The organism is Aminobacterium thunnarium (genome assembly GCF_055390565.1).
Genome location: NZ_AP042412.1, coordinates 701,323 through 715,598, shown reverse-complemented (window position 1 = coordinate 715,598; position 14,276 = coordinate 701,323). Strand labels below are relative to the sequence as shown.

At 40.6% G+C, this 14,276-nt stretch carries 12 protein-coding genes; all 12 read right to left on the bottom strand.

Annotation, left to right across the window (positions count from 1 at the left end; translation table 11 throughout):
- Positions 1-10: 10 nt before the first annotated feature.
- The 12 genes from ACZ5GY_RS03520 to ACZ5GY_RS03465 all read right to left on the bottom strand — a co-directional run bounded on the left by ACZ5GY_RS03520 (position 11) and on the right by ACZ5GY_RS03465 (position 14,273).
- Positions 11-1,237 carry a CdaR family protein gene (locus tag ACZ5GY_RS03520; RefSeq protein WP_213690677.1) on the bottom strand — a complete coding sequence of 409 codons (1,227 nt, stop codon included), beginning with the start codon at positions 1,235-1,237 and terminating at the stop codon, positions 11-13.
- A 27-nt stretch (positions 1,238-1,264) separates the two neighbouring features.
- Positions 1,265-2,074, bottom strand: a complete 810-nt coding sequence (cdaA, locus tag ACZ5GY_RS03515; RefSeq protein WP_213690676.1) for a diadenylate cyclase CdaA — start codon at positions 2,072-2,074, stop codon at positions 1,265-1,267.
- A 15-nt stretch (positions 2,075-2,089) separates the two neighbouring features.
- Positions 2,090-3,166, bottom strand: a complete 1,077-nt coding sequence (locus ACZ5GY_RS03510; RefSeq protein ID WP_213690675.1) for an alanine racemase — start codon at positions 3,164-3,166, stop codon at positions 2,090-2,092.
- Positions 3,167-3,172: 6 nt separating this feature from the next.
- On the bottom strand, positions 3,173-4,015 hold the full coding sequence (locus tag ACZ5GY_RS03505; protein ID WP_213690674.1) for a deoxyribonuclease IV: 843 nt from the start codon (positions 4,013-4,015) through the stop codon (positions 3,173-3,175).
- A complete protein-coding gene (locus ACZ5GY_RS03500; protein WP_213690673.1) occupies positions 4,006-4,611 on the bottom strand; it encodes an NUDIX hydrolase in 606 nt (201 codons plus the stop codon). Before ACZ5GY_RS03500 ends, ACZ5GY_RS03505 begins: the two co-directional genes overlap by 10 nt.
- Before the next feature lie 16 nt (positions 4,612-4,627).
- A complete protein-coding gene (pyk, locus tag ACZ5GY_RS03495; RefSeq protein WP_213690672.1) occupies positions 4,628-6,379 on the bottom strand; it encodes a pyruvate kinase in 1,752 nt (583 codons plus the stop codon).
- A gap of 51 nt (positions 6,380-6,430) precedes the next feature.
- A complete protein-coding gene (gene dnaE / locus ACZ5GY_RS03490; protein WP_213690671.1) occupies positions 6,431-9,862 on the bottom strand; it encodes a DNA polymerase III subunit alpha in 3,432 nt (1,143 codons plus the stop codon).
- Positions 9,859-11,664 carry a DNA polymerase III subunit gamma/tau gene (gene dnaX / locus ACZ5GY_RS03485; RefSeq protein WP_464111998.1) on the bottom strand — a complete coding sequence of 602 codons (1,806 nt, stop codon included), beginning with the start codon at positions 11,662-11,664 and terminating at the stop codon, positions 9,859-9,861. The genes dnaE and dnaX overlap by 4 nt, the downstream gene beginning before the upstream one ends.
- Positions 11,665-11,753: 89 nt before the next feature.
- A complete protein-coding gene (locus ACZ5GY_RS03480) occupies positions 11,754-12,830 on the bottom strand; it encodes a M48 family metalloprotease (protein WP_213690669.1) in 1,077 nt (358 codons plus the stop codon).
- A gap of 11 nt (positions 12,831-12,841) precedes the next feature.
- On the bottom strand, positions 12,842-13,306 hold the full coding sequence (flgN, locus tag ACZ5GY_RS03475; protein WP_213690668.1) for a flagellar export chaperone FlgN: 465 nt from the start codon (positions 13,304-13,306) through the stop codon (positions 12,842-12,844).
- The gene (fliS, locus tag ACZ5GY_RS03470; RefSeq protein ID WP_213695652.1) at positions 13,293-13,763 is read right to left on the bottom strand and encodes a flagellar export chaperone FliS; all 471 of its coding nucleotides are present in this window, start codon (positions 13,761-13,763) and stop codon (positions 13,293-13,295) included. The genes flgN and fliS overlap by 14 nt, the downstream gene beginning before the upstream one ends.
- Positions 13,764-13,820: 57 nt before the next feature.
- On the bottom strand, positions 13,821-14,273 hold the full coding sequence (locus ACZ5GY_RS03465; protein WP_213695653.1) for a CBS domain-containing protein: 453 nt from the start codon (positions 14,271-14,273) through the stop codon (positions 13,821-13,823).
- Positions 14,274-14,276: the final 3 nt, after the last annotated feature.

Here is a 14,276-nt window from a genome sequence, read left to right as displayed (position 1 = left end):
CCGCTCCTTTTTACTCCACTTCCGCACGCACAGTAACTCGTGAAGGGTCCACCTTGACAACTCGTATACTTGACGATGTATTTCGTATTTGCACAGGAACCATAAGCTTTCTCGAAACTATGTTTGTTACGTTAACATACGGTTGTATAGGAAAATCGGTTTCACTTATTTTTTCTATTTCCGATGGAATTCCTTCTATAGTGATATTAACAGTGTTTGGTTCGACGCTCCAACCTGGATATATGCTATTACCTTCAACTTCCACCCCTACATTTGTAAGAAGTTTCGACACGGTGTATGGTTTTAAAAGAATATTAACTCTTACAGATGAAGCTCCCGTGTATTTCAACAATGAATCGTCTAATGGTTTTAAAGGAACGATCATACTCTGCTCTTGAGCAAGACCTGTAATATCGATGGTTTCGGTCTCAAGACGAGTCACTTTGCCTAATCGTGGATATGGTCCTTCTACTTCAACTTCAGACGGCTCCACGACTATAGCTTTCACAGAATAATCAGAATCAGGCTCTCCAATAACCTGTACATTCACTGGAACTTTCTTTTTAGGTAACCCTTGAGCTAACACAGCGGTAACTTTGACTTGGCCCGGATCAATCGTTACTTCATCCTCAAAAGGTTGAGATTTCACGATTTCTACGGGAAGCGTTATTTCCTCACCACTTTTTAACTGTTCGAGAGTTGGAGATATTCGTACACTTTCTATACGTGCAAGGTCTTTTTCAATTCCTTTGACAGTGACATCTTTAGGCATAATATGCACAGACTCAAGATAAATCCCTGAGGGTAACCCCTCTTTTACCACTACTTCTACAGGAACAAGACGATCTACATATCGTATCATTTCTAAAGCAATTTGTGATGGATTTATACCTACGACTTTAACATCTTTAGGTACAATAGCGCGCACTGCCAATCTATATTTACCCAGAGAAAGCCCCTTAGTATCGACTTCACACAAGATACTACCCTGTTGTAGACTATCTAAAACCCTTCGGCTTCCAGAAACACTAACCTCTACCGTCTTTGTCTCTGGTTTTAATATAGTTTGCGAAGGAACATTTAAAAAATCGACCTGACATCTGAAGGTTTTTACAATCTCATTAGCCCTGTCTCCCGAGACATAAAACCAGAGAAGGACTGCAATGACGATAGATATTATCCTCAAAAAGTGAGGAGAAGACAAAAGTACATCTATTTTTCTATTTCCAGGTGTCATTGTAATGTAACTCCCTTCTTGAAGGCTCTATTGCCACAGCGACCGTATATCTTCGTGTATTCTATCAAGAAATGAGCGTTTCTCTTTTTCTTCAGCCCCAAAATAGTGCAAGAGAAGCTTATATACTTGATTTTCCTTTAAATTTCTAGATAAATGCCCATTAATAGCTAAGGAAATTTCTCCTCGTTCCTCTGAAACAATGAGCGCAATAGCATCAGAAACCTCAGTTACACCAAGAGCTGCTCGATGACGAGTACCAATCCATCTTGAAAGATCTGTATTTTCCGTCAAAGGCAGATACGTTCCGGCAGAAATAATCATATCTCTATCAATAATGACAGCTCCATCATGAAGGGGATTGTCAGGCCAAAAAATAGCGATAATGAGCTCCTGCGATATTTCTGCATTCAACTTAACTGCAGTACTCCAAAAATCTCTCAAGCCAGTCTCTCTTTGTAACACCATAAGGGCTCCAATTTTCTGGCCTTTCAAATATCCCAAAGCCCTTGTAATCTCCTGACTGAGTGCTTCCGCTTTTTTTTGGGCACGTTTCCTTCTCCAAATATTGCCACGTCCAAGTTCCTCAAGCATACGTCTGAGTTCTGGTTGAAAAACGATAGGAATAGCAATGATCAAAACTCCAAGGACTTTCCCTAAGAACCATGACAACGTTCGAAGCTCAAAAAACCTGGCCAGAGATGCAACAACACCAAGAATCAGCAACCCTTTCACAAGTTGCATTGCACGCGTTCCGACAAGCAAAAGTAATAAACGATGGATAATAACAGCTATGATGACAATATCAAGAATGTCATGCCATCGAAATAAATCTAGCATATTGACCCTCCCATGCTATTCAGTAACATGGATAGAAACATACGGAGATGTTGTTAACGCAAGTAAAGCCCCATATTTTACTGAAAATCGTATTTTATCTCCTACACATAGTTTTCTGTCACACTCTTCCACATCAAGAACCATATGATCACTTGACGCACCTAAAATTTCAATTCCTTTATCACAAGGCAAAAGAGCATCTATTCTTGCATCTTGCTTGCCAATGGCTGCGAGAGCACGCAATCGAACTCCTTTATCAACAAAAACGGGGATGTCGCCAAAAGCATCTGCAGCAATTGTTCCTAAAGGAACGCTAGGTTTTCTCTTTACTTCTATCACTTCTGCTTCTAAAAATATAGTGTTCCGTAGTAAATATGGGAACGTTTTGCCTCCTGACGAGTCCGTTCCAAGCAAAATAGCCTCTCCTATTCTCAACGAATTGATGCAAGAAGGCATAGTACCATCGTCAAGAAGAGACAAAGATGATGTGGCACCTCCTGAACACAAGGGGACACTACACTCCAAGTATTCTTCTAACTTTTTTTTAAGGGAACCTAATGTTTCCAATTTTTTTCGAGAAGGAAGCACTCCTCCAAAACATCCAAAATTCACACCGACGCCTAGACAATCTATGAAGCGACACTTCTTCAGGACAGAGGCTATCTGTTCTAATTCGTCTGGCCATATGCCCTCTCGTAAATCACCCAAATCGATCATGAGTAACACGTTATGCCTTTTCTTTTGTAAGCTGCACTCTGCATCAATTGCTTGTATTGTCTCAATCATCGAAACAACAGATGAGTCACAAAGTTCCACAACTTCAGGAATTTCACTCATCATAGGAGGCCGCAGCATCATTATGGGAACAGGAAGGCACATTTCTTTACGTAGTCGATATAAATTTTCTATACGACTATCAGCTATTCCTTCACACCCATTCTCAACCATAATACGGACAATATCTTCATTGGCACAGGCTCCTTTTGCTACACCGTAAACGCCTATATTCCATTGACGACACAATGAAACAACGTGGGCAGCATTGTAGGCAATTTTCTCACGTTGAACTATGAGACGAGGCCAAAGACTCATACTCTCTTACCCTCCTCTTAATTTACGAAGTACAGTAAGATTTCCTTTATTTCCCAGTCCATTTTGTGGTGTTTCCAGTAATGCCGGTATCCCGTTCCATCTACTGTCATTGACTATGAAAGAAAAGGGCAAAACCCCTAACTCTCCTTCTCCAATATGTTGATGTCTGTCAAGATGACTATTACGAGCATGAGCACTGTCATTTAAATGCCAACATCCAACTCGTTCAAGTCCTATTTTACCCATAAGAGACGAGACAAAACGCTCATAAGCTTCAAAAGTTCGCAATTCGTATCCTGCAGCAAAGAGATGACACGTATCGAGACACAATCCTAAACGTTCATTTTGAGGAAAATGATCAAGCACAGACTTCAATTCGTCGAGAGAACTTCCTAATATACTTCCTTGCCCTGCCATAGTTTCAATAAGAATCCGAACTCTTGTCACAGATGTGCGTTGTAACACCTGCCCTAAACTGTTAACAAGCTTTCCTATTCCTTCATCACGAGGTCGCCCCCGAGATGATCCTGGATGAACAACAATTTCATCAATACCAAGCATATCGCAACGTTCTACCTCTTCAGTAAGAGCAACTATACTTTTTTCTCGAGTTTCATCTGGTGATGCAAGGTTGATAAGATATGAAGCATGAACAACAACTTGTTGTATACCACTCCGCCGCCATGCATGTAAAAAACGTTCTGCCCGAGACATAGAGATAGGAGTACTATGCCATTGTAACTGATTTTTGGTAAACATCTGTATAGCTTCACATTCAAGATCCTCGCCACGTTCTATTGCTCGTTCAAGACCACCTGCAATGGAAACGTGAGCGCCGATTAAAGGCATAAATTAATTTCTCCCTTACGTAACATAGTTATAAATCGATACAATATGAAGGCAGTGACACCCCATATTATCCTTCCATCAGGAAGATCATAGCGCGGGGTCTCAAACTGTATTCCTTCATGTTCAATCTTATATATTTCAGGAATAACTGGGATAGAATCCAGTTGCATAAATGCTATGCCGGCAACCTCTTCATGAGAAAGCTTAAGTCTCGACATGAGAGTCTCATCTGAAATCACGCCTACAACAGGATAGACGGCAAAACCGCTTGTCACTGCTTTTTGGGGTTCCATAAGATATATAGGCTCTATATACTCTCGTTCTAAACCAATCTCTTCCTCTGTTTCCCGCAACGCTGTTTCAAGAGGGCCTCTGTCAAAATCATCCCGTTCTCCTCCTGGGAAACACATTTCGCCGCCATGACGCTTCATAAAGTAGGGACGTTCTAAAAAAAGAACTTTATACCCCTTTTCTGATCGGAAAAGAGGTACAAGGACAGCACTAAGCCGTTTCCCATCTAATGTAAGTAAGTAATTCCATGGAGGAAAAGAGGTTTGCATATTGCATCTTTTCCCTGAAAAATCATCTATTGCCATCTACATCGTCAGCTCCTCATGCTCTAAGACGAACGCTTCCTGCATAGACAACACCACGGAATCCATCGACCGTAACCATCATCCCGTCTTCAAGAACTGAAAGTGCATTGCTTGCACTAACAACACATGGTATTCCCAATTCTAAAGCAACTATAGCCGCGTGACACGTCAATCCACCATGTTCTGTAATAATAGCTGCAGCTTTTCTCATAGCAGGAACAAAATCTTTATCTGTCTGGGAAACGACTAAAATGTTGCCTCTTTCCATTTTCTCAAGAGCCTCTTCTGGCGTATTCGCCTTTTTCACTACACCAAAAGCTTCTTTTTTCAAAAGAGAAAGGCCTTTGACTAAAATTCGACCCACTGTATGAACTTGCAACATATTAGTTGTTCCTGGAATACCCATAGGGACACCTGCCGTAACAACAACTATATCCCCTTCCTTCAAAAGCTTGTTTTCCAAACATAATGAAAAGACATTATCAATGGCCTGTTCCTGATTGGAAATATTTTCAACTCTAAGAGGTTCTACTCCCCAATATAAAGCCAATTCTCGCCATGTTCTCAAGACAGGAGTGGCTCCAATAATCTTACATGGGGGACGATGCTTGCTAATCATTTGGGCTGTACTGCCACTTCGAGTAAGGGAGATAATTGCAGCAGCACCCATTTCTCGCGCGACTTCAACAGAAGCTCCGCTTACTGCATCTGGCACTCCCGTACTTAACTGCTTTCTATGAAGGGGATGTTGCCAAAGCTCTATATCCTTCTCAACTCTCTCCACTATGCGGCGCATCGTTTCTACAGACCTGAGAGGATACGTTCCTTTCGCCGTTTCTCCCGAAAGCATTACGGCATCAGCTCCATCAAGAACAGCATTTGCAACGTCACTTGCTTCTGCTCGTGTAGGACGGGGATTTCTAATCATAGAGTCTAGCATCTGGGTCGCAACTATAACAGCTTTCCCCTTAGAACGACAAAGATCTATAATCTCTTTTTGTACTAGAGGAACCTCCTCCGTGGGAATTTCGACACCCAAGTCTCCACGGGCAATCATCACCCCATCAACTACATCTAGAATTTCATCTATACCATCGACAGCTTGTCGTGTCTCTATTTTCGCTATAATTTTCATAGTTCCGCCAGCTTCTTCGATTACTTTTCTAACATCCATGATGTCTTTTTGATTTTTGACAAAAGAAACGGCGATATACTCCATGTCATTTTTCAAACCCCAACAGATATCAGAACGATCTTTTTCCGAAAGAGCTGGAAGGGAAATGGAAGCTCCCGGTATATTGACTCCTTTTCGCTCTCCTAGTTCTCCACCAACGATAACTGTGCAATGTACATCATTCTCACTAATTTCTGTAACTTTGAGGTGAAGAGTTCCATCGTCAATATAAATATCTTGATCCACGCTGCTTTCTATTGGTAAGTTAGCATAATTAACAAAAACTTCTTTATCATTACCAACAACATCTCGTGTTGTTAAAACGAAATCTTGTCCTTTTTTCAAAAAAACAGCGCCTTCCTGTAACGTTCCAGTTCTAATTTCTGGCCCCTTTGTATCAAGAAGAGTGGCAATAGGAGATCCCATTTTTCTTTCGACTTCTCGAACGAGGTCAAGACGAGCCTTATGTTCCTCATAAGAACCATGACTAAAATTAAAACGAGCTACATTCATTCCTTCCTCTGCCATAGAACAGAGCATCTCAAAAGTTGAACATGCCGGGCCAATCGTGCAAACTATTTTCACTTTCTTCATTATTTCTGACCCCTTCCGTCTATCAAATATGGATTACGTTTATTCATTACATCAACAGCAGATTTCGTAAGATTCCTCTGGAATCACAGAGGATAGTCCTTTCATCTTTATAGTAGGACCATCTACTTTTATGCCTGCCAGAAGAATAGTAACACTGCCTATCCCGTTTCGAATCTCTAATAACACCTGAGATCGGCCAGGAAAATCTTTGAGAGAACGAATAAAGTTTTTCACACATTCTTGCGGTAATAAAGTTCCGTCAAGTACAATTTTCACATACGGAAAATTTCTCTCTTGAAGAGACTGAAAAGAGACAATCTCCCTGGCAATAATATTTCCAGAGCCTCTATCATCTAAAGTGCCCCTGACTACACAAATTTGCCCAGGTTCTACTTGTTCCTTTACAGATGACCATGTTTTCGGGAAACAAATAACCTCCACTTTTGACTCTGCATCTTCAACCTCAAGAATCCCCATTGGGTCTCCTCGTTTCGTGTATTTCTCCTTTGCAGAAAGCACCATACCTCCAATCTGCGGAGGCATATTTTTACTCTTCCAATATTTGAGGTCTGAAATACGACACGTACAATAACGACCAACTTCATCTTCATGTTGAGCAAAGGGATGACCGCTGATATATAAACCTACAACATCTTTTTCGAAATCAAGACGTTCATAAATATTATAATCATCGATATCAGGAAGTTCTGGTTCAAGATCCCCCTCTTCCCCATCTCCATCAAGAAGCGACAAAAGAGAACATTGGTTTTTTTCCTCGCTTTTCTTCTGAGCCAGGGCTATAAAATCAGGAAGCGCTGTTACTAGTTGACATCTATTTGTCGTTAAGCCATCAAAAGCCCCTGCTTTTATAAGATTTTCGATAACTGATTTATTTACAACCCTTAAATCTACACGGCACAAGAAATTCCAAAGGGAGATGAAGGGCCCCCCGCATTCTCTAGCTTTTATAATGGCTTCCACAGCACCATGTCCAGCCTTTGACACTGCACCTAAACCAAAACGTACAACATCTTTTACAGCTGTGAAAGACTCCATGGAAGAATTAACATCTGGAGGAAGCACTTCAATACCAGAATTTCTGACTTCTCGCACATATCGTGCCATTACATCTTTTTTTGAACCTATCTGACTTGTTAAATATGCGGCCATAAATTCCGACTGGAAATTAGCCTTAAGATAAGCCGTCTGATAACTAATCAGAGCATATGCAGCACTATGTGATTTATTAAAACCATACCCTGCAAATTCCTGAATAATATCAAAAATCTCTTCAGCTTTCTGAGCTGGAACATTATGCTGTGCACAGCCCTCAGCAAACTTCTTTCGCTGTTGTTGCATAACTTCCACTTTTTTCTTACCCATAGCTCGTCTCAGCAAATCGGCTTCTCCAAGAGAATATCCAGCAAGACGCGCAGCACATTGCATAACCTGCTCCTGATAGAGAATAACTCCATAGGTTTCTTTTAGCACTTCAGACAATTCTGGATGGAGGTATACGACAGGTTCACGCCCATGCTTACGTTCAATATACTGATCTACCATTCCACTTCCTAACGGCCCGGGACGATAAAGAGCCAGAATGGCGATTAAGTCTTCAAAACAATCTGGTCTAATTTTTCTAAGTAATTGCCTCATTCCAGTAGATTCAAGCTGGAATACACCAAGAGTATCCCCTTTCTGCAACATTGTATATGTTGCCTCATCATCCAAAGGAATACTATTAAGGTCAGGAGCTTTTTCCCCATTGATTTCAATATTAGAAAGAGCTTCCTCAAGTACTGAAAGTGTTTTAAGCCCCAGGAAGTCCATCTTGACAAGACCAAGTTTTTCAACAGGTTCCATAGGATACTGTGTAACAATCTGATTTTCTCCGATTCTGCGAACAGGCACCAGATCTGTTATGGGCATTGGTGTGATAACAACTCCAGCCGCATGTTGAGAACAATGGCGAGCAATTCCTTCTATCTTCGAAGCACTATCCAAAAGCCGTTTGACCGCTAGGTCTTTAGTCTCTAGACTACTAAGGTCTTCACTCTGTTCCAATGCTTCTGGAATCGACTTAACACCCTCTGGAATAAGTTTGGCAACGACGTCGACATCACCATAAGGCATCCCCAACGCACGACCTACATCTCTTATGGCCGCCTTACTTTTCATTCGGTCAAAAGTTATGATCTGAGAAACTCTATCTACACCATATTTTTGAGCTATATATTGTAATAATTCCTCTCGTCCTTTGTCGGAAACGTCCGTATCAATATCGGGCATACTTATACGTTCAGGATTAAGAAAACGTTCAAAAAGAAGATTGTATTTTAAAGGATCCAATTCCGTAATACGGAGACTATAGGCAACAAGAGAGCCTGCAGCAGAGCCTCGACCTGGCCCAATGGGAATATGAAGCCCCTTTGCCGCCTGAATAATGCTGGAAACAATGAGGAAATAACCGGCAAACCCCATTTTTTTGATGACCGAAAGCTCGTAAGAAAGACGTTTAGCATAATCATCTGGAATATTTTCGCTTCCCAGACGTCGTTTAAGACCTGCCCATGCTTGCTTTTCAAGGTTTGTTTCAAGAGTTTCTCCTTCAGGGAGATCAAAACGTGGTAATTTATAATCTCGCGTTCCCAAATCAAATTTAATCGAACAACGCTCTGCTATAGCTACCGTGTTGTCAAGAGCATCCGGTAATTCTGTTCCGAGTAAATGATCCATTTCTTCAGGAGAACGAAGGTAAAAATCATTACATGAAAAAGACATTCTATCTGGATCGTTCATAGTTGTTCCTGTCTGTACACACAACAGGATTTCATGCCAATTGTAGTCTTCTTCGTTCAGGTAATGCGCATCATTTGTAGCTATGAGATTAAAATCATTTGCTCTTGCCATCTTAACAATTGCCTTGTTAACAATAGCTTGTTCCGGAATTGAGTTGTACATTATTTCAAGAAAAAAGTTATCCTTACCCATAATATCTCTATACATTTGGGCGCGAGCTAATGCTTCTTCCTCTTTCCCTTGCAAGATTAAAGAAGGAATCTCTCCTGCAAGGCACGCAGATGACGCAATAATTCCCTCGCTATATCGAGCGAGAAGATCGTGGTCAATTCTCGGCTTGTAATAAAATCCTTCTGTATTCGCAATAGAAACAAGCTTTATTAAATTGTGGTAGCCCTGCTGGTTTTCAGCAAGAAGAAGTAAATGAAAATTTTTGCCCTTCTTTTCCCTTGAAGTGTGCCCATCGGGATCAACATACACTTCGCAACCTATAATCGGTTTAATTCCTGCAGTTAAACATTTATCATAGAATTCTATAGCACCATACATTGCCCCATGGTCAGTGAGAGCCACCGCTGGCATTCCCCACGACGCAACTTTTTCAGCAAGCTCTCCACAACGTATAGCGCCATCAAGCAAACTATATTCACTGTGAACGTGTAAATGAACAAAAGGACGAGTCATTCTTCTGTGATTCCCCCATCTATTTCTTCTACATTTTCTTTCTTATGGAGAAGCACTTCTCCGCCTCCCCAGCGAAGTACCGCATCAACAAGACCTGAAAAAACTGCTTGTTCCTGTTCCTGTTCTTGCTCTTGATCTTCTTCCTGTTCATTTTCTGTTTTAGATGCAGATTTTCCCGGCTTCGCTGAGGGGATGTCATCAAAAGGCAAAACCTTCGTTGGTTCGTCTTGAATTTCAAAAACAGCCTCTTCAGATTCAGAAATTTTTTTCGATGATGAAAAATCATATTCTAAAGTTTTATCATTACATATGTACTGAAGAGTTAGCTTTTCATTGAAAACTTCCTCTATTTTCTGTTGCAAAATGAAAGCATTTCTTTCTACCGAAAGAAGCTCTAAGGAATACTTACAGTATTCTGGAAATTCCAATGTGAGCAGTCCATTTTCAAAAGAAACAGAGGCGTAAAGTAGGGCACTATACATATGGATGTCACCATGAATAAATGATGTTAAAAGTTCTTCCCATTTTTCTTTCAAGGTGACGTTCTGCACATAAGATTCTTTTGGCTTACTTGGCTCTTGAGGCTCTTGAGGCTCTTGAGGCTCTTGAGGCTCTTGAGGCTCCTGAAACACTTCGATCACTTTGGGCTCTGCAACTACTTCTAGCTTTTTTTTCGAAGTCTTTTTTTCTACATTATCACTATGTTGAGTCAAAATTTCATCTTCGATTAACTTATTCAAAAAAAGGCCAGAGAGAACGTCTGTTTTCATCCCCATACGCACGTGAGGAAGTATTTTCGCACAAAAATCCATGAGCGATAATAGATGATGGGATTTCCAAAAAGGAGACTCCTGAAGCAAAAAATTCTTCTCGGAAGAAGAACCTTCCAATAGAGAAACTGAATCTTTTCCCCAAGATTTCGTTATCCAAAGATCTCGAAAAATAACGAAAAGATCTTCTACAACTTTTTGAGGAGAAGCTCCTCGTCTAAACATGTTTTGTAATTCAGTAAAGACAGACATATCTGCTGAGCGAACAGATGCAACCCATCGTTCAAGCTCTGGACGACTTCCCCCTCCTAAAAGACGATTAACATCCTCTATTTCCAATCGTTTTCCAGCCAGAGCCATAACCTGCTCCAAGAGAGACTGGGCATCACGCATTGCTCCATCTGCCTGTCTGGCAATTTCCCATAGGGCATCTTCCTCTGCCTCTCTATTTTCTTTCTGAATAATATCTTTTAAACATGTAACAATACTCAGAGCGTCTATTTTCCTAAAAGGTATATGTTGACAACGAGATCGGATTGTTACTGGTACCTTGTGAGGTTCCGTTGTTGCCAAAATAAATATAACGTGGGAAGGAGGCTCCTCCAATGTTTTAAGTAGAGCGTTAAAGGCTGAAATAGAAAGCATATGTACCTCGTCTATGATGTACACTTTGTATAAAGAAGCAAAAGGTGATAGCGATACGTGAGACTTAAGTTCGCGAACCTCGTCTACACTATTATTTGAAGCACCATCTATTTCAATAACATCCAAACTTTCGCCTCTATTTATAGCCGTGCAATTAACACACTTATTACATGGTTCAACACCATCTTTATCACCAACGCAATTTAAAGCTTTGGCTAAAAGACGGGCTAACGTTGTTTTTCCACAGCCGCGCGGTCCTGAAAACAAATAGGCATGACTTACCCTATTATCTTCAAGAGCCTTCGTAATAACCTGTACGGCAGCCTCCTGAGCTATAACCTGACTAAATTGAGCAGGTCGATATCGACGATAAAGAGACACTGTCATCAACAAAATCCCCCTTTGAGGGCATTAAAAAGTTTCTTATGATATTCTAACATCTTTAATTGTTGGGAAACGAGGGAACGCTCATTAAATTAATTGAGATAATCTGCTATAGGGTGAGTCGTTTTTGCCTGAAGCAAGCTATCTACTAAAGTTTGTCTCAAAGACGCCAAAGAATCAACAGCAGCAGGCAAAGGCTCCTTTACAATAAGAGTTGATCCGACTCGCAAAGCACGCACTTGATCTATTTCTACAACTTCAATTTCATAAGGTGGTAATTCCATCTGATAGGCTCTATCTAATTTATCTTTAACAGAAGAGAATAAAGCTGCTACATCGCTACTGTTTGGTCCTTCCCAAACCGGAGCATCATCAACATACATAACAAGGGATGCGTCTTTTGGCTCTATACGAATCACCAACAAACGTAAAGCTTTTTTTCGTTCAAGAGGCCATCCTTTTTCCTTAATAATCCGTGTTAGATAATCAACACGCTCTTCCACATAGGGGTGATCCATAAAAATACCTGGGTCAACGTAAGGATGACGAAGCTGTTCTGCTGCAAGACCTTCCATAACCGTTAACATAGCCGCAGGTGGATAACCAGCCTCTTCAAGAGCAAAAAGCCCCTCAACATCAGCTTCTCTTTCCAAGTCTTTACTATAGGAATTTGTAATAGCTATCTGTGCCATATTTGTTAAAATCATTGGGGCAGCCTGTCCCCCACTAGCAATAATAAGTGCTAGGGAAATAACTGATATCCGTTGGGAACGGGCTATTTGTTTTACAACATGTCCTCGGTCAGCGTGGATCATTTCATGAGAAATAATAGCAGCAAGTTCTGCATCGCTATGGAGGAAATTAAGAATGCCAGTCGTCATATAGATAATGCCCCCCGGCAAACTGAAAGCATTTACAGCTTCCTCTCGTATAATACGTATCTCAAAGGGAAGAGAACGAGTCATTTGTGGTTTTAATTTTTCACAGATCATGGAAAGATGAGCTATCTGCACAGGATCTGAAATTCGCTCCCAATGCTGCTCTACTTCTTCAGAAACCTTTTTCCCAATACGTATTTCTCGCTGCACAGTGTCTTCTGCTTGCGCTACTAAACAAAAGCAGAAAAAAAACAGCGAGATCAAAATTCCAATATTACATTTTTTTTTCATACAAACCGTCCTTATAAAACTCCCCCAGACTTCATATATCCTTTAAACGCGGTCTTCCCCTTATTAAGTTGAGCCATTTGTTCTCGTAATTCAGAAATATGTTGTTCAAGCAGCGCCTGCACATGCTCTTCTTTGGTCAAAAGAGCTGTAACCTGTTCTTTTATCTCATTTACTATTTTAGAAAGGGAATAAAACCCTTGAGACTCGACATGTTGTTCCACAGCCGACCAAAATAAAGGGCCATCGCGCCCTTCAACAAGACCAAATTTCATCGCTATTTGGCCCCACTCTTCCTGGAGAAGCTCTTGACGTGAAATAACGCCTTGTTTTTGCTGCAATACTTCTAGCAATTTTTCCATATCTTTATTGTTAACACACTCGAGTTCATCGTCTACATAATGTTCAAGTTCAGTATAAAGAGCTATTTCAGAAGACAAGAGATCCCTGATCTTAGACTCAAGGTTATCCTGCAACATTAAAACCCCCACCTGTCACCCCAGAACTCATTTCGTTTTCAGTCACCCCAACGGCTTTACTCCGCTCTTCGGCTAATTTCTCAATGGCTTCTTCCCAAGTAGTGCGCAACTCTTCAAGCATACCCCGTGCCTGTGCAACAAGGTCTGGACTCTTTTGAACATTAGCTTCAACAAGCTGGCGGTAAATATAGTCATAAAGAGCCATTAGGCTAGATGCAACATCCCCTCCTGCCTCCATATTCAGAGTAATCATAAGCTCTCGAACCACATTTTGGGCTTTGAGAATATTTTCATTTGCTTGCTCTAAATCTTTATTCAAGAGAGATTGTTCAGCTAATCTGCATTTTTTAATACCTATATCATAGGTTATGAGAAGAAGCTGTTCTTTTGACGCCGTCTGTATTTGCGTAGTTATATACTTATTTACCTGATCATTTTGACTATTCCCTAAAACCATTGATCCAAATCCCCCCTATCATATAGTTCTCGGCTACCAAGGGGAATATATTTATATTTAATTTTCTTTTTCTTCACACATTATATGTTCGATCAAATGTGCCCTACTTACAATTCCGATAAATACGCCGTCTTTACCTACAACAGGAGCCATTTTCAACCCTTTTTGAATTAAAGAGAGCGCAACATGAAGGTCAGAATCATCTTCAGAAAAATATATAACTTCACGCGTCATATACTTCCCTACTGGTTCTTGTCCTTTTTTCCTGAGCTTTTCTGACAATTGATCGAAATCTGGAATAAATGCCGCCCCTACCAAATAATCGCAGTAGCCAGGCAATGAAGCTTGAATAATATCCTTTTCACTGATAAATCCAACAAGAGCGCCTAACTCATCAACAACAGGTAATCCCGTCAAATTATGCTGAGAAAGAATCTCTATGGCCTCTTTCAATGTGGTATTTTCTGTTATTGAGGTCAAATCCTTATCCATAAGATCTCCAATTCGCATAAT

What these genes read in the sequence shown, in the direction of transcription:
- dnaE (WP_213690671.1), bottom strand. Translation starts at nt 9,862, where the DNA reads ATGACTCGTCCTTTTGTTCATTTACACGTTCACAGTGAATATAGTTTG.
- ACZ5GY_RS03505 (WP_213690674.1), bottom strand. Translation starts at nt 4,015, where the DNA reads ATGCCTTTAATCGGCGCTCACGTTTCCATTGCAGGTGGTCTTGAACGA.
- dnaX (WP_464111998.1), bottom strand. Translation starts at nt 11,664, where the DNA reads ATGACAGTGTCTCTTTATCGTCGATATCGACCTGCTCAATTTAGTCAG.
- flgN (WP_213690668.1), bottom strand. Translation starts at nt 13,306, where the DNA reads ATGTTGCAGGATAACCTTGAGTCTAAGATCAGGGATCTCTTGTCTTCT.
- ACZ5GY_RS03480 (WP_213690669.1), bottom strand. Translation starts at nt 12,830, where the DNA reads ATGAAAAAAAAATGTAATATTGGAATTTTGATCTCGCTGTTTTTTTTC.
- ACZ5GY_RS03510 (WP_213690675.1), bottom strand. Translation starts at nt 3,166, where the DNA reads ATGAGTCTTTGGCCTCGTCTCATAGTTCAACGTGAGAAAATTGCCTAC.
- pyk (WP_213690672.1), bottom strand. Translation starts at nt 6,379, where the DNA reads ATGAAGAAAGTGAAAATAGTTTGCACGATTGGCCCGGCATGTTCAACT.
- cdaA (WP_213690676.1), bottom strand. Translation starts at nt 2,074, where the DNA reads ATGCTAGATTTATTTCGATGGCATGACATTCTTGATATTGTCATCATA.
- ACZ5GY_RS03465 (WP_213695653.1), bottom strand. Translation starts at nt 14,273, where the DNA reads ATGCGAATTGGAGATCTTATGGATAAGGATTTGACCTCAATAACAGAA.
- ACZ5GY_RS03500 (WP_213690673.1), bottom strand. Translation starts at nt 4,611, where the DNA reads ATGGCAATAGATGATTTTTCAGGGAAAAGATGCAATATGCAAACCTCT.
- ACZ5GY_RS03520 (WP_213690677.1), bottom strand. Translation starts at nt 1,237, where the DNA reads ATGACACCTGGAAATAGAAAAATAGATGTACTTTTGTCTTCTCCTCAC.
- fliS (WP_213695652.1), bottom strand. Translation starts at nt 13,763, where the DNA reads ATGGTTTTAGGGAATAGTCAAAATGATCAGGTAAATAAGTATATAACT.